The sequence below is a fragment of the Devosia sp. Micro-HW1 genome (assembly GCF_056341075.1).
Map to the genome: position 1 here is coordinate 994,536 of NZ_CP094375.1, position 22,749 is coordinate 1,017,284.

Consider the following 22,749-nt stretch of genomic DNA (forward strand, 5'->3'; position numbering starts at 1 on the left):
CTCGTGGAAATGGTGGGGAAGCGGCGGATCACCGCCTCACCAGACTAACCAGTCGGGGCCAGTCAGTAAACCACCACGCTACGGATGCTTTCGCCCGAATGCATCAGGTCAAAACCCTTGTTGATGTCCTCAAGACGCAGCGTGTGCGTGATCATCGGGTCGATCTCGATTTTTCCATCCAGATACCAGTCGACGATCTTTGGCACGTCGGTACGGCCCCTCGCCCCGCCGAAAGCGGTCCCCATCCAGTTGCGTCCGGTCACCAGCTGGAACGGCCGGGTCGAAATTTCCTGGCCAGCCCCCGCCACCCCGATCACCACCGACTTGCCCCATCCGCGATGACTGCATTCCAGTGCCTGGCGCATGACCTTGGTATTGCCGGTGCAATCGAATGTATAGTCCGCCCCGCCGATCAGGTCGCCCCGGCGCTTGGTCAGGTTGACGATATAGGGCACAACATCCTCGCCGATCTCGGTGGGATTGACGAAATGGGTCATGCCGAAGCGCTCGCCCCATTCCTTCTTGCCGTTGTTGATATCGACACCGATGATCATGTCGGCACCGGCCAGGCGCAGGCCCTGGATGACGTTGAGGCCGATTCCACCAAGACCAAAGACAACAGCCGTCGCGCCAATCTCAACCTTGGCGGTATTGATCACCGCACCAATACCCGTGGTCACGCCGCAACCGACATAGCAGACCTTGTCGAACGCGGCCGCCGGGTCGATCTTGGCCACGGCGATTTCAGGCATGACCGTGTAATTCGAGAAGGTCGAGCAACCCATGTAATGGAAGATCGGCTTACCCTCGAAGGAGAAGCGCGACGTGCCATCGGGCATCAGCCCCTGCCCCTGCGTCGCGCGGATGGCGGTACAGAGATTGGTCTTGCCCGAGCGGCAGGCATAGCACTCACGGCATTCTGGCGTGTAGAGCGGGATGACATGGTCGCCCTTCTTGAGGCTGCTCACCCCGGGGCCGACATCGACCACCACGCCGGCACCCTCGTGCCCCAGGATGGATGGGAACAGCCCCTCCGGATCAGCGCCGGACAACGTGAAATCATCGGTGTGACACAGACCGGTGGCCTTGATCTCGATGAGAACCTCGCCGGCCTTGGGGCCATCGAGGTCAACCTCGACGATCTCAAGCGGCTTGCCAGCGGCAAAGGCGACGGCGGCGCGGGTTTTCATGACTCAATCCTCTAGCTGTTTGCCCCTGCATGCCATGTGGCAACCCCTTGCCGCAACCGCTACCCGCCACCTCCGCCAAGACTGAGCATGACATTGACCGCCGCCGCCAGGATGAAGGTGTTGTAGAGGTGCGAAAAAATCAGGTGGCCGAGCACGATCTTGCGCATGTTGGTGCTGGTCGTCTTGGTGTCGGACGTAGCGACCGATGTCCCTACCGTGTATGAAAAATACATGAAGTCGGCGCCGTTTGGATCCTCCTCACCCTGGAACTCCAGCCCGCCTTCCACCTCGCCATCCTTACCCGTCTCGGGGGCCTGATAGTATTCATAGGCATAGTGGAGGGCGCCGAGCGCCTGCACGGTGAACCAGCCGAACAGCACCGAAGCGACGCTTGCCGCGACCTGCCATGGGTCGGGATCGCCGCCGCCGCTGAGGGCAAGGAACAGCGAGACGATTGAGGCCAGAACGACCAGGAATACGATGAGAAAGATGCCGCCGGCCGGCGTGTCTTCGTCCCGGGCATGCTCGCGCAGATAGTCGGAGGTCAGGAGGGGCAGCTTGAGATAGGTTAGCAGCAGGAAGACGATGAACAGCGCATTGCTGCCCAGGCTGATGGCGAAGTCCGGCGTGAGCCACAGGGCCAGTAGCGCGACGACAACACCGACGCCCAGGCTGAAATAGAAGGGCGCGTGACGCGGCATCAACCGGTCGAGCGCCCTCTGCTTTACGGGAATGTCCGCCTTTTCGGCAGGACTCGCTCGCCTTGGACTTTGTTTGCGGGGTGTTCTGGCCATGACCCTGTGTCTGTTGCGACCGGCATGGTGCCGGCGCGGTGACAACGCGCCTAGTCGACAATCGCTCCCGGTCCCGGTTCCGCTCCGGGAGGCACCTTGCCCATGATGATCATGCCCAGCACTTCATCCTTTGTCACATCCGAAGTCCGGGCCTGGCCAACCACTTTGCCGTTCTTCATCACCACCACCCGGTCGGCCAGGTCGAAGACGTCGTGAATGTCGTGGCTGATGAGGAAGATACCGATACCATCGGACTTGAGCTGCTTGATGAGCTCTCCCACCTGGGCTGTTTCCTGCGGCCCGAGCGCGGCTGTGGGCTCGTCCATCACCAGGATGCGCGCATTGAAAAGAATGGCCCGTGCAATCGCCACGGACTGGCGCTGGCCGCCCGACAGGGCCTTCACCGGCTCCTTGAAACGACGGAAATTGGGATTGAGCCGGCCCATGACTTCGCGGGCCTTGGATTCCATGGCCGCGTCGTCAAGCGTGCCCAGCGCGGTAGTCATCTCGCGCCCGAGGAAGAGGTTTGCGGCTGCATCGACATTGTCGGCAACAGCGAGCTGCTGGTAGATCGTCTCGATCCCATAGGACTTCGCGTCGCGCGGATTGTTGATCGTTGCCGTCTCGCCATTGATGCGGATTTCACCGGCGTCGCGCTTGTAGGCACCCGAGAGAATCTTGATCAGCGTCGACTTGCCGGCGCCATTGTGCCCCAAGAGCCCGACCACTTCGCCGCGATGCAGGTCGATAGAGGCATGGTCGACGGCGCGAATGCCACCAAACGAGATGGAGATGTCGGTCATTTCGACCAGTGGCGTGCCGGTACCCAGCATAACGCAACTCCTAATTCTTGTTCCGGCGGTAGAGCGTGTCGAGCCACACCGCGAAAACCAGGACGATACCAACCACGATGGACTGCAGCGGGCTGTCTATGCCCATCAGCACCATGCCCGATTGCAGCGACTGCATGACCAGCGCCCCAAGCAGTGCCCCGGCAATGGTGCCAACGCCGCCGGCGAGGGACGTTCCGCCGATCACTGCCGCGGCGATGACATAGAGCTCGTCCAGCGTACCGAGGGCGTTGGTTGCGGCATTGAGGCGGGCACTGGATATGGCTGCAGCAATGGCGCAAAGCGCACCCATCAGCATGAAGATCTTGACCGTCACCCAGCGGGTATTGATGCCCGCCAGCTCGGCAGCCTCGGGGTTGCCACCCATGGCATAGACATAGCGGCCGAAGCGGGTGCGGGTAGCAAGGAAGGTCATGACCACGCCGACGCCCACAGCGATCAGCACCGGAATGGCAATGCCGTGCGAGATGAAGAGACCACCTTCGGGGACCGGAATACCATTGGCATTGGCGTAGTTCTCGGCGATGCGGACCGGCCATGGATAGGCGTTGGCCACCCAGACGGCCCCGATCGTCGCGCCACAGCCAATGATCGCCAGAGACACCTCGGCCCAGATGGGGCGCTGCGGGAAGTTGAACCTCTGCCGCTGCCGCCGTCCAAAATAAAGTCCGATAATGATGGCCGCACAGGCGACGACGGCAACGACCCAGCTCCAGAGGCTACCAATGGAGCCGGCAGGTCCGCCGCCCATGAGTTGAAATGTCGAATCCATCGGCGCGACTGTGCGACCGGCAGTCACCCACCAGGCGGCGCCACGCCAAACCAGATAGCCGCCAAGAGTGACGATAAACGCGGGTACTTTGAGATAGGCGATAATGCCGCCCTGCAAGGCGCCGATGCCAACGCCGACCACGAGGCCGGTAGCAAGCGAGAGGGCCCAGATCATGGGATGCCCCAGCCCAAGGCCCAGCTGCACCGGCAAGATCTGCGTCTGCATGACGCCCATGACCATACCAACCAGGCCCAGGATGGAGCCCACGGACAGATCGATATTGCGGGTCACGATAACCAGCACCATGCCAGTGACCATGACGGCAACCGACGCTGTCTGCACCGACAGGTTCCAGAGGTTGCGAGGGGTCAGGAACAGGCCGCCGGAAAAGAAGTTGAAGCCGACCCAGATAATGGCGAGCGCACCGATCATCCCCAACAGGCGAGTGTCGATCTCCGTCGCCATCAAGAAGCGCTGGAGTGGATTCTGCACCAACTGACTCGGATGCGTGGTGCTGGACATGGCGCGCTGTTCGGCCATCAGTTTCCCCCTAAGGAAGCAGCGCTCCGGCGGACCGGGGCGCTATCCGGTTACGGGGCGCCGCAGCTGCCTGCTGCGACGCCCCTCACCAGTTTATGCCAGATCGGCCTCAGTTACACGCGGCGACAGCCCCGGCGGCTACGCCTTGGCAGACCACATCCTTGGAAACCCAGCCGGCGTCGATGACGAGGTTGAGGTTTTCCTGGGTGATCGGCACGGGCGCGAGCAGTACGGCATTCATTTCGACGCCGTTCGGGCCGTCGGCGAACTTGGTCGCCCCGGTCACGCCATCAAGGGCCGTCCCGCCGGCAAGTTCCACCGCGATTTCAGCGGCCTTCTTGCCCAGCTCGCGCGCGTCCTTCCACACCGACACCGTCTGGGTGCCGAGGGCGATCCGGTTGAGCGCAGCATGGTCGCCATCCTGGCCGGAAACCGGCACGGAGCCGGCGAGACCCTGGGCGCTGAGGGCGGCAATGGCGCCACCGGCAGTGCCGTCATTGGAGGCGACGACAGCGTCGACTTCGTTATTGTTGGCGGTCAGGAACTGCTCCATGTTCGCCTGGGCAACTTCAGGGTTCCAGTTGTCGGTATAGGCTTCGCCCACATTGACGATGGCACCCGAATCCACGGCTTCCTGCAGCACTTCCATCTGGCCGGCGAACAGGAAGTCGGCATTCGGGTCGGCAGAGTTGCCCTTGATGAAGACATAGTTGCCTTCAGGCTGCACTTCGAACACACCGCGAGCCTGCATGCGGCCCACTTCCTTGTTGTCGAATGTCAGATAGAAGGCATCGGGGTTTTCAATCAGGCGGTCGTAACCCACGACTGGAATACCCTCGGCAACGGCCGCGGCGACCGCGGGTCCGATGGCGTCGCTGTCCTGTGCCAGCACGATCAGCGCATCTGCACCCTGACTGATCAGGCTTTCGATATCCGTGAGCTGCTTGGAGGCGGACGACTGGGCGTCAGCCGAGATATACTGTGCGCCAGCGGCCTCGAGAGCGGCCTTGATAGCGGCTTCGTCGGTTTTCCAGCGCTCCTCCTGGAAATTGTTCCAGGAAACGCCGACGGTAATCTGGTCCTGCGCGACCGCGGTGCCGCAAAGGACCGTCGATGCAAGCAGAATCGCTGCAAATTTGTTCATAGATGTCCTCCCTCAGGGCAGCATGGCTGCCCGCAATGCAAGTTGGCGGATACCCCCAACCAGGCGCCGCCTCCCTGCGCCGTGAGCATTATTTTTACTGCTCGAAAAAAGAACTCGCATGTCGCTACGCACCATGTCAACTTCAATTTCGAGCCTCGAAGATAATCATCAGTTGCGGCGCAGGCGATTGAATGATGATTTGGGCCGGGCTTGGGGAGGTTCGTGTTTGACGCGCAAGGTCAGCGACAGCGATAGCGTCCGGCGGCAGAACCGCGGACTGCTTCTGGCCGCCTTGCGTTCAGGTGGACCACAGTCGCGCACGGCATTGGCCGGTGTGACTGGACTCAGCCATGCCAGCGTCACCGCGATCATGCAGGACCTGCTCAATCAGCGCGTCGTCGAAGAACTCTCGAGTGCCGAACCAACCGATGGCCGCATGCGCGGGCGCCCCGCGACACTGGTCGGCTTCCGGCGGCAGGCTGCCTATGTGGTGCTGTTTGAACTCGACGTAAATCGGCTGCGCGCCTCCCTCGTGGACTACGCTGGCGTCCTTGTCGACCGCATTGAGACAACAGTCACTCCCCGAACCTTTGACGACATTTCCCCCGCCGACTTCTTCGTGGACCACCTCGCTGACCTGCGTCTGCGCAACCCCCAGGCAACTCCCCTGCTCCGCCGCATCGCCATTTCGGTGCAAGGCATCCTGGATCGGGACGGAAACGGGTTGAAATGGTCCCCCATCGCGCATCTGGCCGGCTCGCCCTTTGGGCCGGAACTCGCCAGCACGGCTGGGGTCGGCGTAGCTATTCACAAGCGAGGACGGCTGCTGGCTGAAGGCACGCGGTGGCTGGACCCAAAACTGCACGATGCCAGTGTTGCCACCGTCTTTATCGGCTCCACCGTTGCCATGGGCCTCAGCCTTCATGGCCAGATCATGGGACGCAGCGAAGGTGGCGCGACCGAGTTTGGTCACATGAACCACATTCCCAATGGAGCGCTTTGTCGCTGCGGCATGCGGGGCTGCATCGAGGCCTATGCAGCCGACTATGGCGTACTGCGAACCAGCTACTCGGTGCCTGAAACGGCCACTCCCGCGCCCGCAGTTCCCGCCCAGCAGTATGACTCGCTGATCTTGCGCGCGGAGCAGGGTGACCGGGCCGCGACCCATGGGTTCAACCTCGCCGGTCGCGCCCTCGGCTACGGGCTGAGCCGCATGCTGGCAATGTTTGATCCCTCTCACATCCTTCTCGTGGGACCGGGCGCAAGGGCCCTGCCCTTAATGCGCAATGAAATCATTGGGGCGCTTACCGCGTCACTTGTTTGCACCATCAACGGCCTGCCCAGCATATCTGCGCATCTTGATGAAAAAGAGCCGATCTTTCGCGGCCTGATGATGAAGGCGCTCACCGCGCTGGACCAGGACGATATTGCTGCGTTGGATTCCAGCCTTCGTCTATAAATACCTTCGAGAGCGTGAGAAGATCACGCCCAATATCAGAAGTAAGAATAGAGCTTGAGACCAGACTGAACATCAAGACCTCAGATTTTGGAGGCGTCCTGGAGTGGGCAAAAAGGTAATTCCAGTAATCCTGGCCGGTGGCCAGGGAACCCGCCTCTGGCCCATGTCGCGAGCGTCGCGACCCAAGCAATTTCTCCCCCTGATGGGACCGGCCAGCTTCTTCCAGAAAACGCTCCTGCGCGTGAGTGATCCGCTTCGCTATGCGCCACCGATCGTCATTACAAATTCCGACTATCGCTTCATCGTGGCCGAGCAGGCCGCTGAAATTGGGGTCGACCTGACCAGCATTCTGCTCGAGCCCATGGCGAAGAACACCGCCCTGGCCATTGCCGCCGCGGCAATGCATGCCCGGCATCGCTATGGCAATGACGCAATCCTTCACGTGGTCCCGTCCGATCATGAAGTGATCGTCGACGAGGGCTATTGGCTGGCCATTGCCCAGGCCAACGACGCCGCCATACAGGGCAAGTTGGTCACATTCGGTATCATGCCAACGCATCCCGAGACTGGCTTCGGCTACATCAAGTCCCGGGCGCAGGTTGGCCAGGGGGCCCAGGTTGTTGATCTCTTCGTGGAAAAACCCGATCTCGAAACTGCGACCGGCATGCTCGCGGAAGGCGGCTATCTCTGGAATTCAGGGATGTTCCTCATCGAGGCGAATACCTTCCTTGCTGAATGCGAACGCCTCGCGCCCGACACTTTTCGCGCCGCCAGCGACGCGGTCAACCATGCCAAGGCGGACCTCGACTTCATTCGACTGGACGAAAGGGCCTTTGCCGGAGCGCCCAGCATTTCAGTGGACTATGCAATCTTCGAGCGTACCGACCGCGCGGAAGTGGTGGCTGTGAACTTTGTCTGGTCCGACCTTGGCAGCTGGGACGCCGTCTGGAAATCAGGGCCCCGTGACACGGCGGACAACGTCACCCAGGGCGACGTGACCCTTGACCAGGTATCGGGTTCGCTGGTGCTGACTGACCATGCCCACGTGGCCGTCCATGGCGTTGATGACCTGGCGGTCATTGCCACCAATGACGCGATTTACGTCGGCAGGCTTTCCGCTGCCCAGAAGGTCGGCGACATGGTCAAGCGCCTCCGCGCCGGCCGCCAGACCTGCGCCCTGACCGAAGTCCATAGAACAACCTACCGGCCTTGGGGTGGTTATTCCTCGGTGCTCAACGGGGAGCGGTTTCAGGTCAAGCGTCTGTTTGTCAAACCCGGCAAGAAACTCAGCCTGCAAAAACACCACCACCGTGCCGAACATTGGATCGTGGTCCGCGGCACGGCAGAGGTAACCCTTGATGGCACCGTGTCCATCATCACCGAGAACCAGTCGGTCTACCTTCCCCAGGGTTGCGTGCATCGTCTGGTCAATCCCGGCAAGATCGAGCTCGAACTGATCGAAGTGCAAACCGGCTCCTACCTGGGTGAAGACGACATTATCCGGTTCGAGGACGAGTTCGGCCGCGCCTGAAGAAAGGGCGCCGCGAGGCGCCCTTCTAGGTTCGTCTAAATCTTGAGGAAGGCGTGGAGCTGCTCGGCGAGCGCGGCCGGCTCGGCATCCGCGCCGTGCAGGACCAGCTCCGGATTGACCGGCGCCTCAAACGGAGAGTCGATACCGGTGAAATTCTTGATCTCCCCGGCACGGGCCCGCTTGTAGAGGCCCTTCGGGTCGCGCCGTTCGCACACCTCCAGAGGAGTATCGACGTAGACCTCGGTGAAATCGACATCGCCGGCGATCTCGCGCGCCAGTCGACGCTCCTTTTCGAAGGGGGATATGAAGGAAACCAGCACGATCAGGCCGGCATCGGCCATCAGCCGCGCCACTTCCGCGACCCTCCGGATATTCTCGACTCGCGCCGCTTCGGTAAAGCCGAGATCCTTGTTGAGGCCATGACGGACATTGTCGCCGTCCAGGATATAGGCGTGCCGCCCCTCTGCCGTGAGACGCTTCTCCAGGATGTTGGCCACCGAAGACTTGCCCGAACCGGATAACCCGGTGAACCACACGATGCGCGGAACCTGCCCCTTCATCTCGGCGCGAACACCACGGTTCACGTCGAAGGACTGGTAGGTCAGGTTCTGGGCACGGCGAAGCCCGAAATCGATCGTTCCGGCACCCAGCGTGGCATTGGACAGCCTGTCGACCAGGATGAAGCCGCCAGTCAGTGGATTGGCCGCATAGGGATCGAACGCAACCGGCTTGTCGGTCGCAAAGGTGACCGTCGCCACTTCGTTGAGGTCGACCTTGGTAGCCGCTGTCTGCTCCAGCGTATTCACATTGGTACGGAACTTGAGATCGGTGATCGCGGCCGGCACGGTCTGCGAGCCGATCTTGAGCAGATAGGAGCGCCCCGGATAGGCAGGTTCCTCGTTCATCCAGACGACCCTGGCCTGGAACTGGTTGGAGAATTCCGGGGTCTCGCCGGAATGGCTCAGTACGTCGCCGCGCGAAACATCCACTTCCCGGTCCAGCACCAGCGTCACCGCCTGGCCGGCTATGGCGCGCGTCAGATCGCCATCCATGGTCACGATGCGCTTGATCACCGCCGGTTTGCGCGACGAGGCGATGAGGACCTCGTCGCCGACGGATACAGAGCCTGAAGCCACAGTGCCCGAAAACCCGCGGAAGTCGAGGTTCGGTCGGTTGACCCATTGCACCGGAAACCGGAATTTCTGCGTGGTCCGATCTTCTGAGACATCGATGGTCTCGAGATAGGGTACCAGCGGCGCCCCGGTGAACCACGCCGTCCTTTCGCTTGGCTTCAGGATATTGTCGCCGCGCAGGGCAGAAACCGGCACTGCCGCAAGTGTCTTGAAACCGAGTGGCTCGGCAAACGCCTTGTACTCGGCCACGATGCGATCAAACGTAGCCTGATCGTAGTCGACCAGGTCGATCTTGTTGACCACAAGCACGACATGTTTCACCCCGATCAGGGAGAGGATGAAACTGTGGCGGCGCGTCTGGGTAAGCACGCCCTTGCGCGCATCGATGAGCACCAGCGCCAATTCCGCATTGGATGCACCGGTGGCCATGTTGCGGGTGTACTGCTCATGCCCCGGCGTATCGGCAACGATGAACTTGCGCTTGTCGGTCGAGAAGAAGCGATAGGCAACGTCGATGGTGATGCCCTGCTCGCGCTCGGCCACCAGGCCATCCACCAGCAGCGAGAAATCGATGCCTTCATCACCAACGGTGCGGTTGTGGCTTTCCTTCTTGAGGCTCGCCAACTGGTCGTCGAGGATGAGCTGGCTGTCATAGAGCAGCCGCCCGATCAGGGTGGATTTACCATCGTCGACGCTGCCGCAGGTCAGGAAGCGCAGCAGCGACTTTTCGGTCTGCTCGCCCAGCCAGAGATCGAGTTCGGTTTGTGCCGTGGCCAGGGTCATATCAGAAATACCCTTCCTGCTTCTTCTTCTCCATCGACCCGACGCTGTCGCTGTCGATGAGGCGGCCTTCGCGCTCGGATGTGCGGCTGGCCTGCATTTCCATGATGATCGAGGGCAAGTCAGCAGCATCTGACCGGATCGCCCCGGTCAGCGGGTAGCACCCGAGTGTGCGGAATCGCACGACCTCCTCGCGCGGTGTTTCCCCAGGCAGAAGCGGCAACCGCTCGTCATCGACCATGATCAGGGTGCCCGAACGCTCCACCACGGGTCGCGGCTTGGCGAAATAGAGCGGCACGATCGGAATCTGCTCGGAGTAGATGTAGGTCCACACATCCAGCTCGGTCCAGTTCGAGATCGGAAAGACCCGCATGCTCTCGCCGGGATTAAGCCGCGTATTGAACGTGCGCCACAGTTCAGGCCGCTGGTTTTTGGGGTCCCAGGCATGGCTGGCATTGCGATGGGAGAAGATCCGTTCCTTGGCGCGCGACTTCTCCTCGTCGCGCCGCGCCCCACCGATCGCCGCATCGTAACGGCCCGCAGAAAGCGCCTGGCGCAACGCCGCCGTCTTCATGATGTCGGTGTAGCGCGATGATCCATGGTCGAACGGATTGATACGATCCCGCACGCCGTCGGGATTGGTATGGGCGATCAGATCAAAGCCATATTCTTCAGCCGTCCGATCGCGGAACGCGATCATCTCGCGGAACTTGAACGTCGTATCCACATGCAGCAGCGGAAACGGGATCTTGCTGGGGAAGAAAGCCTTGCGTGCAAGGTGGAGCAGCACGCTCGAATCCTTGCCGATGGAATACATCATTACCGGCCGCTCAAAGCTGGCAGCCACCTCGCGCAGGATCTCGATGCTTTCGGCTTCGAGCGTCTGCAAGTGCGTCAATCGACTCTGGTTCAAGGTTCCGTCCCGGCACAGGGCCACACCGTGGCAACAGGGCCGTTTCGTACCGCCCCGGGCGGTGTTGCAGCAAGCCGAAAACCGCAGAAAAGCCCGGCGTTACGGGGTGTTGGGGCAAAATCATCCCTCACGGGATCACCCCTTATGAAACCACTCCACCAAGCCGCCCTCCCCCGGTTCTGGCGATGCGCGGGAGGCGATCCGGAGAGAAAAATAGTTCCGCGGCACCCGGCAGGGTGCGACAGGATCCTCTGTTTGGAGGAATGGTGCCGGCAACAGGGTTCGAACCCGTGACCCCCTGATTACAAATCAGGTGCTCTACCAACTGAGCTATACCGGCGCACGAGGGCAACTACCATTGGCCGCCACGGTCTTGCAAGCGAATTGGCGTGCTTTTCATGTCCTGTGTAGACGCCATTCGACACAGTGAGGTAGCCTTTCAGACAATCCATTGGACAGTGCCGATTATCGTTTCTGTCCATGCAGCCAAATCAGCCAAGTCCTGCCAAGGAAGTTCAATGGCGAGTACGCGGTTTGTTTTTCCAGCGTTGCTGACCGTTCTGTCCTTGCTCGTCGCAACGTCAGGCCTGTGGGTTGTCTATCACGAGGGCTGGGCCCGTGCCTCCGAGCCCGGCACGACGGACATTGGCCGGGTCATCTATTCGCTGAAAACGGTCGACGGCTATGGCATTTCATCGCTCAGCAAGCTGGATGCGGTAGCAGGGTGTATGGTTGCCCTCAGCACGCCGAAAGCGCTCGAAATGCGCTTCCTGCCCGGGGAAACCCGCGACGCCATCGTCCCGCATTGCGGTCAGCGAGTTGATGATGCGGTCGCGGCATTTCCAAGCAGCTCATATGCCCGCGCCGTGCGAGCGCTCGCTGCCGCGCGAAGCGGCGATTGGGCTACGCTCAACGATCAATTGGTTCGCTCCCACATCACCGGCCCGACCGAACAGGCATTCGCGCAATTGCGGGTCACCGTCGCGCTGGACAACTATGTCCAGTTGGGCGAGGCCGCGAGGCGCGCCACCGGCCGTGACCTGTTGATGCTCATGACCACCAGTCGGGGGTCCGACATGATTGCCCGCCGCTACGTGGAGGACGAGGCTTTCCGCACTATCATGGACGCGCTCATCGCTACGGCACCGCCTGAATTGCAAAAGCGGTTCGTCGATCTCGTCACGCGCGAGCTGGACCAGGTGCCGGGTCCATGATGGATGTGTCGAGTTCCAATCCTGTCGCCATCGCCCACCCCTCGGATGGCGTTCGGCAATCACAGTCGAGCCTCACTGGCGCCGACACGTTTCTGTTTTGGGCGCTCCTGCTCATCATCGCCCTCGCCCCCCTCCTCCTTGGCAGCGCGCGTCCACTATTCTGGGGTATCTGGGCAGCCTATTCTGGCACGCTCGGCGCCATCTATTTTGGCATCCTCACGCTGCGTCGGAGCCCTCTGCGGATTGGCCCAAGTGCGTTGGCTGTAACCAGCATTCCCTTCATACTGACATGCGCCTACCTGGTGTTTCAGATGGCGCCCATTGGCGAGTTTGCAATCATTGCCGCAGACGGCGTCTCCATCACTGCTCCCCAGATCACCATTGCGCCGGGCATGACCATGTTGATGCTGGTCCGCGTGGCGACGTTCGGCCTGCTGGCGCTCCTGGCCATGCAATTGGCGTTGAGCGACATATGGCGTACCCGGCTGTTGCAATTCATCATGCTCAGCGTGCTGGCCTACGGCATCTACGCACTGGTAGCCCTGCAGACGGGCGACACAATCCTCGGCCTGACCAAGTGGGCCTATCACGGCAGTGCCACCGGTACCTTCGTCAACCGCAACAGTTTCGCGACCTTTGCCGGGTTCGGTGCCATTCTGGCTGCGTCACTGGCATGCTCGGTCATCGTGAGCCGATCCGGACGGCGACCGGATAGAAGAAGCATCCTCAATGAGCACGGCAGCCTGACCCTCTACGCCCTCGCCTATGCCATCCTTCTGGTCGTATTGGTGGCAACCCAATCGCGCATGGGCCTGTTTGCAACGCTTGCTGGCACCGGTGTTGTCCTTGCGGTTACGGCCCTCACCATCGGCAAGCTGCGCCTCGCCCTGTGGATCATTCCGCTGGGCCTTATCCTATTGGTTGGCGCCATTTACCTGCAGGGTGGCGGCCTGCTGGAGCGTATCGAAAGCCACGGGCTGGCGTCCGATAGCCGCTTCGAGCTCTACCGGCAGACACTTGACCTCATTGGCCTTCGTCCATGGACCGGCTTTGGTGGCGGCGCGTTCGAACTGGCATTCCCTCTGGTCCACCGCCCCCCGCTTAGCGCCGAGCACCTGTGGGACAAGGCACACAGCACCTACCTCACACTTTGGGCAGAGCTTGGCCTGATTTTCGGCACGCTACCCATTCTTGCGCTCGCCTATCTGGGTATCCGCCTGGTCCGTACCCTCATCGCGCGTCGCGGCTCATGGACGGCACAGACGGCCGCCCTGGGTGTCCTCGTGCTTGGCGCGGTCCATTCTGTGGTCGATTTCAGCCTCGAAATTCAGGCCAACACCATCCTGTTCGTGCTGATCGCCAGCATCGGCTTCGCCACAACCATCCCGTCCAACCGCAAGGCTGCCTAGCATGTTCAAGATTTTACGCGGACTGATGGGCCGCGGAGATCAGCCGGTACCACGCCGCCGGCGCCTGACGTTTCAGCAATGGCCAGCGGTGATCTACGCTGTCGGCGATGTACATGGTTGCCTCGCCCAATTGCGCGCGCTCGAAATGCAGATTGTTGATGACTCTTCCACTATTGTGGGTGAAAAGTGGATCCTTTACCTCGGAGACTACATTGATCGCGGCCCGGATTCAGCGGGCGTGCTCGACGTTCTGCTTGCTTCACCACCCCCTGGATTTCTCCGCTTTTGCCTCGTCGGGAACCACGAGGTGATAGCATTGGACTTTCTTCGCAACCCACAGCCTCAGGCAGACTGGATCCGCTTCGGAGGCATTGAAACTCTCAATTCCTATGGCCTCGCGGCATCGGTTCTGCAGGGACTTTCGCCGCAGGCGCGGCGGGCCGCACTTGCTGGCCACATTCCCCGAGACCACATCGATTTTCTCGTCCGGCTCCCCCTGTCCCTTTCCGTGCCCGGCACCCTGTTCGTGCATGCGGGTATTCGTCCCGGCGTGCAGATTGACGATCAGCGCGAGGAAGACCTGTTGTGGATACGCGACGCCTTCTTCGACGCTCCACCTGTCCCCGGCCTCCGGGTGGTTCACGGCCATACACCCGCCAGGTCGCCTTTCGTCTCAGAAGAACGCATCTGTGTTGATACGGGCGCTTTCGCGACCGGCGTTCTCACCGCCGCCCGCCTGACCCCGGATGGCGCCGTCAAGATACTGCAGGCGACTGCCCTGTGACGCCTTCGCGCCACCTACCAAGGCGTCAACCTCTGTCGTATGAATGACGCGCTGGCCCCAGTAAGGAATTTGCAGATGGACGACGCTGAGTTCGACCTTCGCGGCATTTTCAGTTTGCTGCGCAGGCAATTTCGGCTGATCGTCATCACGGTGATCGCGGTGGTCGGCATTGCTGCCACCATCACATTCTCACTGACACCCATCTACACCGCTTCGGCTCTCATTTTGGTGGACCCGAGCAACAAGAACCTGCTCGCGCCTAGTGCACACATGGGCAGCGCCAGCACCGACAGCGCTCGTATTGACAGTGAGGTCGAACTTATTCGGTCCGACAACGTCCTGATCGATGTCATCAGCAAGAATAGCCTGGTCTCTGACGAAGAATTTGGCGTTTCCATCGGCGCCTGGCCGAGGATCCTGTCATTCCTCAGGCTGGCACAGCCGACCTTACCGACTGGCGAGAGTGCCCTCAACCAGGCACTGTCACAACTGCGCAGTGCGGTCCGGGTTCAGCGGCGCGGCTTGACCTACCTGATCTCTGTGCAGGTTGGCTCTAGATCCCCCACCAAGGCCGCTGAATTAGCCAATGCCATCGCCGAATCCTACATTTCGGACCAGCTCGCCTCCAAGGTCAACAGCACCATGGCCTCGCGAGACATCCTGCAAGCGCGTATCAACCAGGCCCGCGAGGCCATCGCGAGCTCCGAAGAGTCGTATGATACCTTCATCTCTGAAAATATCGCCCGGATCACCGGAGACACCGGGCGCGCCGATCTGACGGCCATGCAGGAGCAGATTGCTCAGTTGAAGGCCGCACGAACTCAAGCGAACAATCTGGCCAGCGCTGTCCAGACGGCGCTCCTCACTGACAACCTGGACACTGTTGTGTCGTCCCTGCAGTCGGACGCCCTCGCTGAGTTGGAGCGCCAGCGGTCGCTTCTTCTCCACAACATGGCCGATACCACCGCGACCTCGCCAGTAGCCATCGACCTCCAGACCGAGCTCGCGGCCATTGAAGCACGGATGCGCGAGCAGGCATCGAGCGAAGTGTCGGTCTTGCGCAGCGCCATCCAGCTTAGCCAGGACCAGGAAACCACCCTGCGCCAGACGCTGCGCTCCGAGGTCCTGAACAGCCCGCTCTCTGCTGGTGTCCTGACGCAGCTGTACGAATTGCAACAAGGAGCGGAACTGGCTCGGGCGCAATACCAGACCCTTTTGGCGCGCGCGACGGATCTCGAGGCCGAAGCCGACCTGCAGCTCGCTGACAGCCGCATCGTCTCTCCAGCTCTCGCTCCCGGCGCGCCCTCCTTCCCGAACAAGGCTTTGTTTCTGTTCATTGCCGCACTCGGCGCACTGGGTCTGGGCATTGGCGTGGCATATGCCTACGAAAATCTGCTGGGTGGCTTCGTCAGCGAGGACCAGGTGGAGGCCGTCCTGCGAACCCCGGTACTGACTTCCGTCCCCCGTCAACGAGCGAAGTCAGACGAAAGCCTGGCCAACTTCATGGTCACCGAGCCACTGTCAGTATTCGCCGAAGCCATCAGACGCGCCCGAGCAGGTCTCGGACAAGCCCTGCGCAAATCAGGCAAGAACGCGCAGGAAAGCACGGTCGTCATGGTGACCTCCGCCGCACCCAGTGAGGGCAAGACGACCTTGGCCCTCGCCTTGGCTCGCTCCTACGCTCTGTCAGGTCAGCGAACCTTGCTGATCGACTGCGACCTTCGCAAGCCGTCCATTCATCGCCACCTGGACCTTGAGCCCTCCAAGGGACTGCTGGACTTCCTGACTGTGAACCCGGACGAGCCGACAAAGCTCACCTCGATCATGTCGTCCGACGCGCTGACCCCGGTCACGATCATCCTGGGCGCACGCCGCAGTGATCTGCCCACAGATCAGCTATTGTCCGGCGCCTCTTTCGGGCGATTGATCAGCGCCGCTCGCAAGAGTTTCGACATCATCGTGCTCGATACGCCACCGATCGGGCCTGTGGTCGATGGGCTCTACATCGCCTCCTTTGTCGACGCGATTCTGTTCGTCACCCGCTGGGCGAGCACCTGGCAAGGGGACGCGCGCAAGGCCGTAGCTAGCCTGACGGACTCCAAACAACCAAATTCGCCTGTCGTCACCGTCCTTAATCAGCAGGACGAGTCACGGACTTCCCGCCAACGTCGCTATGGCAGCTACTATGCCTATCCATCATGAGCCCGATTGCAGGGCTTAGTCGCCCGATCCCTGAAGGATTTCCCGCTGAATGGTCATCAGGATGATCTTGATGTCCAGCCAGAGTGAGAAGTTCTGGATATAGGCAATGTCATGATCAATCCGGGCCCGCGCTGCGGTCGCGTTGTCTGTCGGACCACGCAGGCCATTGGCCTGTGCCCATCCGGTAATGCCTGGAAGCACTTCGAGGCGGGTGTCGTAGTAGCGCACCAGCGTTCTGTAGAGCGTCCCACCCGCGCGCATCCCGCTCACATGAGGTCGCGGACCAACCAGTGACATCTCCCCGCGCAGGACATTGAAGAGTTGCGGAAGCTCATCGATGCTTCTACGCCGCAGGAAGCGACCAAAACGTGAGACGCGCGCATCGTCTTTCACGGTCTGCGCTACCCCGCTCTGATCGCAGGCATTCAGACGCATCGAGCGAAATTTCAGGGCGCGGAATGTCTGCCCTCGCAGGCCTTCCCGCGTCTGCGTGAACAGCACGGGTCCCGGACTGCTGAGCTTGATGCCAATTGCCACCAGGATGAACACTGGCATCAAAACCAGGATAGCCAGACTTGCAACAATCACGTCAAAAATGCGCTTGGCCAGAAATCGCCGGCGACGAGCGAGCGTGAACTCGGGCAAGATGGGCCGACCATCTACCCGGGCGAGCATAAGCCCGCTCTGTGGGTCCGTTTCGTCCCAGCTCAGAAATTCCCGACCACTGCGAGCTTGAACCGCCGAATTGCGCACGATGGCGTTATCCACTGCGTAGAAACTGCTCATCTTCAGGCTCAATGTTCGTCGGAAAACGATTGATTGAAGTCGATTTTCTCGGGCTGCGCCTCACTTTACCAAAAATTAACCAGTTTCCAACTCGTATTTCGACTCACCACAAGTAGTGAGAAAACACTTCAGGAGGTCGCAGTCGGGCAAGACAAAATGCCAGGCTGAATCAGCCTGGTTTCATCTGGCGATCGCGAACTTTCAGGAAGGACTGGCGGGCGTCAGTGAGCCAGACTCTGGCAACAGTTGCTCGAACAGATCGGCAATGGCAGCACCACCGCCTGCTGCGGCGACGTCGGCGCGGAGCGCAGTGAACGAGCCCAGAGCAAGAGCTGGATCAACACCCGCTTCGATGAGCGCGGCCGCGTATGCATTGATTGCAGCTTCACAAGCGGCGGGAACAGCCGCCCTGCCGTCGGCGGGCGTGCAGGCAGCGAAGGCTGCATTGTAGAGGTCATCGAACCCCTGAACGGGAGCGGCCATGGTCGCCGACAGTGTAACAAGGCTGAGCACACTGGCAGTCGCGAAACGCATCATCAGCTTGCGCACCAAGATCACCCCCAATCCCGACAAGGTAGAATTACAGCAAGTCAGGTCACGAAGACAGGGGCACGTTCGACGTTTGAACGATCGGGTGAGTTAGCAACTTGAAGAGAGCAGTGTTCCAGTCAGACGACAAGGATCGCATTGAACCGGCCACTCAGCCGGCAGTCCAGCTGTTCGGATTGGCCGTCGACATGGTCCGAATAATGTAGCCGGAGGCGCGAACCGTCTTGATAGTGTCGGTCAGGTTGTCGAGCACGTAGCTGCCCTCGCTCGTTAGCACCACCAGCACGGCGTGCGGTTCGCCACTGCGGGTGTGGGTATAGGCGATGCGCAGCGCGCCGGCGGCAACGCCGTGGCGGATCAGAGCACTGCGCTTGGACAACACATAGTCTTCGCAGTCGCCGCTTTTCGGATCGAGTTCCCAGATGTCGGCCGTGTCACGTTCCGGACGGATGGCGTTGTTGACGTGAACGTTGACCCGCTTGAGCACGGCCATGAGGTTCGACGTCATCGTTATCTGGTCAGGCCCACTGCTGGCGCATTCGCTGCGGTTCTGGGCGCAGAAATACTGCATCGACAGCGGCGTGATCGCAGCTGTCTCACTGATTACGTGGCCGAAGGAGACGCTTGCGCCGGAGCCGTAGGCGACAGCACTGCCGCTGGAATACATCGTGAGAGCCATGGCCAGGCCAGCCAACGCAGTCGCGAACTTCGTACTCATCTGAGCCACCCACTGGTGATGATGGCCGCAGCATGCACGCGACAAATTGCAGCCGAACTCGAATATTCGATACAATTTTATCCGGTTGGACGCGGCTTGTGTCGCCTCCGACCAAACTCCTGCATGGCCCGGGCAACTGGGGTGAGGGTCTGGGCAGGCCAATTTGAAGCGTCCGCGCGTCAATTTCTCTTCAATTGTAAGGATTCAGCGCCTCATAGTCGCGCTGCGCTGGCTTCGCCCCTCGCACACATGTTAGGCAGACGACCGACATGTCAGTGGCAAGGACTTTGGCCGCATGAGCAAGATTTGCGTGGTGACCAACGAAACCCAGGCAGCCGAAGAGGCAGCCGCGCGGCTCCGCCGCCTCTATGGGGACAGTGACATGGCCACCGCCGACTATGTTGTCGCTCTGGGCGGTGACGGGCTGATGCTCCAGACCCTGCATCGTGTCATGGGCACCGAAAGGCCGGTCTATGGCATGAATTTCGGTTCCGTCGGCTTCATGATGAATACGTTCAGCGAGGAGGGTCTCCTTGAGCGCCTCGAGGCAAGCCAGCGCACTCGCATTTATCCGCTGGCCATGACCGTGCTGGACACCGCGGGGCATAGCCAGGTCGCGCTGGCGATCAACGAAGTCTCGCTGTTCCGTTCAACCTATCAGGCGGCCAAGCTGCAGATCCTTGTCGACGGCGAGGTCCGTCTCGATGAACTCATTTGCGACGGCGCTCTGCTGGCGACCCCGGCCGGCTCCACCGCATATAACCTGTCTGCGCATGGGCCCATCCTGCCAATTGAAGCCCCGCTTCTGGCGCTCACCCCAATCTCGCCCTTCCGCCCCCGCCGCTGGCGTGGTGCCATCCTGTCCAACCGGGCGACTGTAAAATTCGTGACTCGCGAGGCGAGCAAGCGTCCTGTCAGCGCCGTTGCGGACAATGTCGAGTTCCACAACGTGCTCGAAGTAACGGTCAGCGAAGACCGCACGCATGGCGTCACTTTGCTGTTTGACCCAGGCACGTCGCTTGAGGAGCGCGTCCTCAGCGAGCAATTCCGCTTCTAGGGCGATCGCTCGCTCAGGCCGCCGGCAATTCCAGCAGCAGCGCTGTTTCCACGGCGGGCAGATGCAGGCTGGCCGTGCTCGATGCGGCAAAGGCCGTCATCACGCCCCGCGCGGCCATGCGGGCCAGCCGCACGTTCTGGTCGTTGAGATAGGCAAAGGCCTCTTCCAGTTCGACGGGAATGTCGCCCTGGTATTCATCGATGAGTTCCTCGGTCAGCGCGGTCACCACATAGTGCCGTGCCGCCAGGTCATCCATCAGGTCGGCATTGCGCGCATGCAGCACCAGCCGCACCAGGAGCCGCCCCATGGCTTCATCGATCTTGCAGCGAGCCATCAGGGCAATCATCGCCGCGCGGCTTCCATGCTCAAGCAGCGCCAGCACCTTGTCGCGTGAGCTGCCCGAAAGGTTGGCGAGGCAGGCGGCAAAGAACATCACTCGGCCAGTGGCAACAGCGTGCAGCAGCACCCGCATATTCAGCCGGTTCGACCCCACGAGATCATCGACAAACCGGTCGCGCTGCTCGGCAGTGGCCGCCTCTCCTATCGAGGCAAGAGCGGAATCCTTGCCGTCGCGCAGCAGCCGCTCGAGGCGTTCAGACACCAGCGAACCCTTCACAAGCCGGCACGTGCGCAGAGCCTCGGCGGCCGTCCCCACAAGATGGAGTCTGGCCTGGTCAGGGAGCGTGTCGAGCGCCAGCAATGCGCCGCGTGTCTGCGCGTCATCACCGTTGCTCAAGGCCAGTCGCAGCAGCAGCGATGGACTCAAAGCCTGGCCGGGCCGGCGCAGGACGCGCAGGGTCAGGTTGCGGTCGTCGCGGTCAATCAGAACCTCGGCCAACCTGGCCGAAAGTGTTGCCCGCTGCGCGATGGCCAGCAGCGTTGCACTGTCAGCGCTGCGCGCCAGCGGCATCATGTCGGCATCGACTAGCACCGGCGAATATTGCAGTACCGCGCGCGAGATGATCGGGCTGTCCCGCAACAGCGAAAGGATCACCGGCCGGGGTGCTTCGGACGAATGGAGCAAGCCATAGGCGAGCGCTGCGCGCACCTTGACCGAAGGATCGTCGAGAAAGGAAATCAGGGCCGCATAGAGGGCCGCATGTTCATCGGCCGGCCCGCGATGGTTCAGATAGGCCAGCGCCGCCAGGTGGGACGCATGCCCGCGCGCATCGCTGTCACTGGACTGCGAAAGCTCGGAAAACGCACCATACCCAACCATGACTCTCTCCGCACATTGGCGGAAATCACCTTATTGGGCAGTGCTTAAGGAACGGTTCACCATAAAATCCGGCATGAGAGAAGTCGGCCGAACCAGGCACATGGCAGCTTCTCTCCAGCCTATTGGCTGTAGAGCTGCGTGAAAAAGGCACTTCCAGGCTGGATGTCGTCGGCATCACGCTCAGGTTCGGTCCGAAACAATCCGGTAAAGGACATATTCTCTTCCGAGAACCGCGAGGGAATTGCAGGCAGGGGCTCCTGCCCTTCCGCCTGTCCTGCCATCTGCTGTGTCGTGAATGCCGGGTTGCTCCCTTCATGCTTGGCCACCAGCACCTGATAGACCTGCCTGATGGTCCGCGCCTGCCCATCGCGATCATAAAAGATCGTCCGGTTTGCAGAGGCCTGCTGCGGAAACAGGCTGACGGCAAGCTGGTCGGGATTTTCCAGCCCCGCCCTGAACATCCGCTCCGCGCCCTGCGCGCCCAGGAAATGCGCAATGTACAGCTCACCCGCACTGGGCATGCGTCCGAACACCGAGCGCAGATACTCGCCATTGGATCGCGTAAAGGCCGCGGCGAGGTCTGCGGCAATCTCCGGGTTCTCCCGCAGCTTCAGGATTTGCGCGCGCCTGCCGGCATCGCCAACCACGTAGTCGCCGCTTCCGGTCCGTGAGATCTGGTCCGCATAGGACTGGTAGCCGAGCCGAGGCCCCTCCTCTTTCATCACCTGCAGCCAGGTACCCTCGAGAAACTGGAAGAGGCCGACAGCCGACGACGTGCTGGCTCGCGCGCCTGGATTGAGGCTACTTTCGCGTATGGCCGTCTGCAGCAGATAGCTGAAATCCACTCCACTGCGGTTGCCGGCCGCAGTGAGCGCATTTGCCAGGCTCTGCGATATGGAGATCGGCTGGACGCCCATGCAGGTCTTTCGGCCCAAGAATCACGCGAGAATCAATGCCGCGAGTCTAGCACCCTCGCGTCGCACCGCCGCATCAACCTTGCGTGGCCAGGGCAGTTATTCGCCCCACCGCGTCACGACCGTATCGAGGCTCGGCCGCGGACGCTCATCCGGAACAATCGCGGGCTTGCCGATATGGACAAAGCCCACGAAACGTTCGCCCGGCTTGGCACCCAGCAGCTCGGCGGCTTCGGCATCGAAGCTGAACCAGCGGGTGATCCACGTAGCTGCAAAGCCCATGGCGTGAGCCGCATGCACGAGGTTGAACGCCACATTGCCGGCCGACAGCACCTGTTCAATCTCGGGGGCTTTTTCGCTCGGCTTGGGCGCCGAAATGACCCCGACGGTGAGCGGCATCGGCAGAAAGCGTCCCCGCTCGATGTCCAGGCCCGCCTCGTCGAGCCCGGGATTTTTCCGCGCCGCTATCGCCGCCAGCGCCTCGCCGGCCGCCCGGCGAGCATCGCCATCGATGATCACCAGTCGCCAGGGCGTGAGCTTGCCATGGTCAGGCACGCGCGTCGCAATGGTGAGGATCGTATCGAGCTCGTCCGCCGACGGGCCCGGCTCCTTCAGAAAGGCCGGACCGACCGAACGACGGGTCAGCAGATAGTCACGCAGGGCTGGATTGGCTGGCATGCGACGCTCCTTTTGCACTCCCCTTTAGCCCCCACGACCGGCTGGGGCCAGTTGTGCAGGCAAAAAATGCTGTGACGGGACCTCGGGCGGTTTTAAAACGGCGAAGGTTGTG

20 protein-coding genes and 1 tRNA gene are annotated in these 22,749 nt (G+C 61.3%); 7 read left to right on the forward strand and 14 right to left on the reverse strand.

What is annotated here, in order from left to right:
• Positions 1–62: 62 nt before the first annotated feature.
• From MQW79_RS04485 to xylF, 5 genes are all read right to left on the reverse strand, one after another.
• The gene (locus MQW79_RS04485; protein WP_476587072.1) at positions 63–1,190 is read right to left on the reverse strand and encodes an S-(hydroxymethyl)glutathione dehydrogenase/class III alcohol dehydrogenase; all 1,128 of its coding nucleotides are present in this window, start codon (positions 1,188–1,190) and stop codon (positions 63–65) included.
• 59 nt (positions 1,191–1,249) lie between these two features.
• Positions 1,250–1,891: a DUF1345 domain-containing protein gene (locus tag MQW79_RS04490; RefSeq protein ID WP_476587073.1), complete on the reverse strand. Its 642-nt coding sequence runs from the start codon at positions 1,889–1,891 to the stop codon at positions 1,250–1,252.
• Positions 1,892–2,034: 143 nt separating this feature from the next.
• Complete coding sequence (locus MQW79_RS04495; RefSeq protein ID WP_476587075.1) at positions 2,035–2,817, reverse strand: ATP-binding cassette domain-containing protein; 783 nt, start codon at positions 2,815–2,817, stop codon at positions 2,035–2,037.
• A gap of 10 nt (positions 2,818–2,827) precedes the next feature.
• A complete protein-coding gene (locus MQW79_RS04500; RefSeq protein WP_476587076.1) occupies positions 2,828–4,147 on the reverse strand; it encodes a sugar ABC transporter permease in 1,320 nt (439 codons plus the stop codon).
• Positions 4,148–4,256: 109 nt separating this feature from the next.
• Positions 4,257–5,291, reverse strand: coding sequence for a D-xylose ABC transporter substrate-binding protein (gene xylF / locus MQW79_RS04505; RefSeq protein WP_476587078.1), 1,035 nt, complete (start codon positions 5,289–5,291; stop codon positions 4,257–4,259).
• 118 nt (positions 5,292–5,409) lie between these two features.
• On the opposite strand from xylF, the gene MQW79_RS04510 reads away from it, so the two are divergent.
• Both MQW79_RS04510 and MQW79_RS04515 read left to right on the forward strand, forming a co-directional pair.
• Positions 5,410–6,750: an ROK family protein gene (locus tag MQW79_RS04510; RefSeq protein ID WP_476587080.1), complete on the forward strand. Its 1,341-nt coding sequence runs from the start codon at positions 5,410–5,412 to the stop codon at positions 6,748–6,750.
• Between the two features lie 103 nt (positions 6,751–6,853).
• Complete coding sequence (locus tag MQW79_RS04515; protein WP_476587082.1) at positions 6,854–8,281, forward strand: mannose-1-phosphate guanylyltransferase/mannose-6-phosphate isomerase; 1,428 nt, start codon at positions 6,854–6,856, stop codon at positions 8,279–8,281.
• 35 nt (positions 8,282–8,316) lie between these two features.
• On the opposite strand, the gene cysN is transcribed toward MQW79_RS04515, so the two are convergent.
• The 3 genes from cysN to MQW79_RS04530 form a co-directional block, all read right to left on the reverse strand.
• Positions 8,317–10,197: a sulfate adenylyltransferase subunit CysN gene (cysN, locus tag MQW79_RS04520; RefSeq protein WP_476587083.1), complete on the reverse strand. Its 1,881-nt coding sequence runs from the start codon at positions 10,195–10,197 to the stop codon at positions 8,317–8,319.
• Position 10,198: 1 nt separating this feature from the next.
• Positions 10,199–11,107 (reverse strand): sulfate adenylyltransferase subunit CysD, encoded by a 909-nt coding sequence (gene cysD / locus MQW79_RS04525; protein WP_476587084.1) that lies wholly within the window; start codon positions 11,105–11,107, stop codon positions 10,199–10,201.
• A gap of 264 nt (positions 11,108–11,371) precedes the next feature.
• A tRNA-Thr gene (locus MQW79_RS04530) sits at positions 11,372–11,447 on the reverse strand.
• A gap of 178 nt (positions 11,448–11,625) precedes the next feature.
• On the opposite strand from MQW79_RS04530, the gene MQW79_RS04535 reads away from it, so the two are divergent.
• The 4 genes from MQW79_RS04535 to MQW79_RS04550 all read left to right on the forward strand — a co-directional run bounded on the left by MQW79_RS04535 (position 11,626) and on the right by MQW79_RS04550 (position 16,716).
• Positions 11,626–12,321, forward strand: coding sequence for a hypothetical protein (locus MQW79_RS04535; RefSeq protein WP_476587086.1), 696 nt, complete (start codon positions 11,626–11,628; stop codon positions 12,319–12,321).
• Positions 12,318–13,730, forward strand: coding sequence for an O-antigen ligase family protein (locus tag MQW79_RS04540; RefSeq protein ID WP_476587088.1), 1,413 nt, complete (start codon positions 12,318–12,320; stop codon positions 13,728–13,730). The genes MQW79_RS04535 and MQW79_RS04540 overlap by 4 nt, the downstream gene beginning before the upstream one ends.
• Before the next feature lies 1 nt (position 13,731).
• A complete protein-coding gene (locus MQW79_RS04545; protein ID WP_476587089.1) occupies positions 13,732–14,514 on the forward strand; it encodes a metallophosphoesterase family protein in 783 nt (260 codons plus the stop codon).
• A gap of 75 nt (positions 14,515–14,589) precedes the next feature.
• On the forward strand, positions 14,590–16,716 hold the full coding sequence (locus MQW79_RS04550; RefSeq protein ID WP_476587091.1) for a GumC family protein: 2,127 nt from the start codon (positions 14,590–14,592) through the stop codon (positions 16,714–16,716).
• A gap of 15 nt (positions 16,717–16,731) precedes the next feature.
• Here MQW79_RS04550 and MQW79_RS04555 read toward each other — a convergent pair whose 3' ends face one another.
• The 3 genes from MQW79_RS04555 to MQW79_RS04565 all read right to left on the reverse strand — a co-directional run bounded on the left by MQW79_RS04555 (position 16,732) and on the right by MQW79_RS04565 (position 18,769).
• A complete protein-coding gene (locus MQW79_RS04555) occupies positions 16,732–17,502 on the reverse strand; it encodes a sugar transferase (RefSeq protein ID WP_476587092.1) in 771 nt (256 codons plus the stop codon).
• Between the two features lie 201 nt (positions 17,503–17,703).
• Positions 17,704–18,054 (reverse strand): hypothetical protein, encoded by a 351-nt coding sequence (locus MQW79_RS04560; protein ID WP_476587093.1) that lies wholly within the window; start codon positions 18,052–18,054, stop codon positions 17,704–17,706.
• A 148-nt stretch (positions 18,055–18,202) separates the two neighbouring features.
• Complete coding sequence (locus MQW79_RS04565; protein WP_476587094.1) at positions 18,203–18,769, reverse strand: transglutaminase-like cysteine peptidase; 567 nt, start codon at positions 18,767–18,769, stop codon at positions 18,203–18,205.
• 295 nt (positions 18,770–19,064) lie between these two features.
• On the opposite strand from MQW79_RS04565, the gene MQW79_RS04570 reads away from it, so the two are divergent.
• Positions 19,065–19,826, forward strand: coding sequence for an NAD kinase (locus tag MQW79_RS04570; RefSeq protein WP_476587095.1), 762 nt, complete (start codon positions 19,065–19,067; stop codon positions 19,824–19,826).
• A 13-nt stretch (positions 19,827–19,839) separates the two neighbouring features.
• On the opposite strand, the gene MQW79_RS04575 is transcribed toward MQW79_RS04570, so the two are convergent.
• The 3 genes from MQW79_RS04575 to MQW79_RS04585 all read right to left on the reverse strand — a co-directional run bounded on the left by MQW79_RS04575 (position 19,840) and on the right by MQW79_RS04585 (position 22,637).
• Positions 19,840–21,045, reverse strand: coding sequence for a DUF2336 domain-containing protein (locus MQW79_RS04575; RefSeq protein ID WP_476587096.1), 1,206 nt, complete (start codon positions 21,043–21,045; stop codon positions 19,840–19,842).
• Between the two features lie 119 nt (positions 21,046–21,164).
• Entirely contained in the window at positions 21,165–21,962 is a 798-nt protein-coding gene (locus MQW79_RS04580; protein WP_476587097.1) for a hypothetical protein, read from the reverse strand.
• 96 nt (positions 21,963–22,058) lie between these two features.
• Positions 22,059–22,637, reverse strand: a complete 579-nt coding sequence (locus tag MQW79_RS04585; protein WP_476587098.1) for a nitroreductase family protein — start codon at positions 22,635–22,637, stop codon at positions 22,059–22,061.
• Positions 22,638–22,749 lie beyond the last annotated feature (112 nt).

Bases quoted from the DNA above. Each gene is read 5' to 3' on its own strand.
- MQW79_RS04485 (WP_476587072.1), bottom strand. From the start codon at position 1,190: ATGAAAACCCGCGCCGCCGTCGCCTTTGCCGCTGGCAAGCCGCTTGAG.
- MQW79_RS04490 (WP_476587073.1), bottom strand. From the start codon at position 1,891: ATGCCGCGTCACGCGCCCTTCTATTTCAGCCTGGGCGTCGGTGTTGTC.
- MQW79_RS04495 (WP_476587075.1), bottom strand. From the start codon at position 2,817: ATGCTGGGTACCGGCACGCCACTGGTCGAAATGACCGACATCTCCATC.
- MQW79_RS04500 (WP_476587076.1), bottom strand. From the start codon at position 4,147: ATGGCCGAACAGCGCGCCATGTCCAGCACCACGCATCCGAGTCAGTTG.
- xylF (WP_476587078.1), bottom strand. From the start codon at position 5,291: ATGAACAAATTTGCAGCGATTCTGCTTGCATCGACGGTCCTTTGCGGC.
- MQW79_RS04510 (WP_476587080.1), top strand. From the start codon at position 5,410: ATGTCGCTACGCACCATGTCAACTTCAATTTCGAGCCTCGAAGATAAT.
- cysN (WP_476587083.1), bottom strand. From the start codon at position 10,197: ATGACCCTGGCCACGGCACAAACCGAACTCGATCTCTGGCTGGGCGAG.
- MQW79_RS04535 (WP_476587086.1), top strand. From the start codon at position 11,626: ATGGCGAGTACGCGGTTTGTTTTTCCAGCGTTGCTGACCGTTCTGTCC.
- MQW79_RS04540 (WP_476587088.1), top strand. From the start codon at position 12,318: ATGATGGATGTGTCGAGTTCCAATCCTGTCGCCATCGCCCACCCCTCG.
- MQW79_RS04545 (WP_476587089.1), top strand. From the start codon at position 13,732: ATGTTCAAGATTTTACGCGGACTGATGGGCCGCGGAGATCAGCCGGTA.
- MQW79_RS04550 (WP_476587091.1), top strand. From the start codon at position 14,590: ATGGACGACGCTGAGTTCGACCTTCGCGGCATTTTCAGTTTGCTGCGC.
- MQW79_RS04555 (WP_476587092.1), bottom strand. From the start codon at position 17,502: ATGAGCAGTTTCTACGCAGTGGATAACGCCATCGTGCGCAATTCGGCG.
- MQW79_RS04565 (WP_476587094.1), bottom strand. From the start codon at position 18,769: ATGAGTACGAAGTTCGCGACTGCGTTGGCTGGCCTGGCCATGGCTCTC.
- MQW79_RS04570 (WP_476587095.1), top strand. From the start codon at position 19,065: ATGAGCAAGATTTGCGTGGTGACCAACGAAACCCAGGCAGCCGAAGAG.
- MQW79_RS04575 (WP_476587096.1), bottom strand. From the start codon at position 21,045: ATGGTTGGGTATGGTGCGTTTTCCGAGCTTTCGCAGTCCAGTGACAGC.
- MQW79_RS04580 (WP_476587097.1), bottom strand. From the start codon at position 21,962: ATGGGCGTCCAGCCGATCTCCATATCGCAGAGCCTGGCAAATGCGCTC.
- MQW79_RS04585 (WP_476587098.1), bottom strand. From the start codon at position 22,637: ATGCCAGCCAATCCAGCCCTGCGTGACTATCTGCTGACCCGTCGTTCG.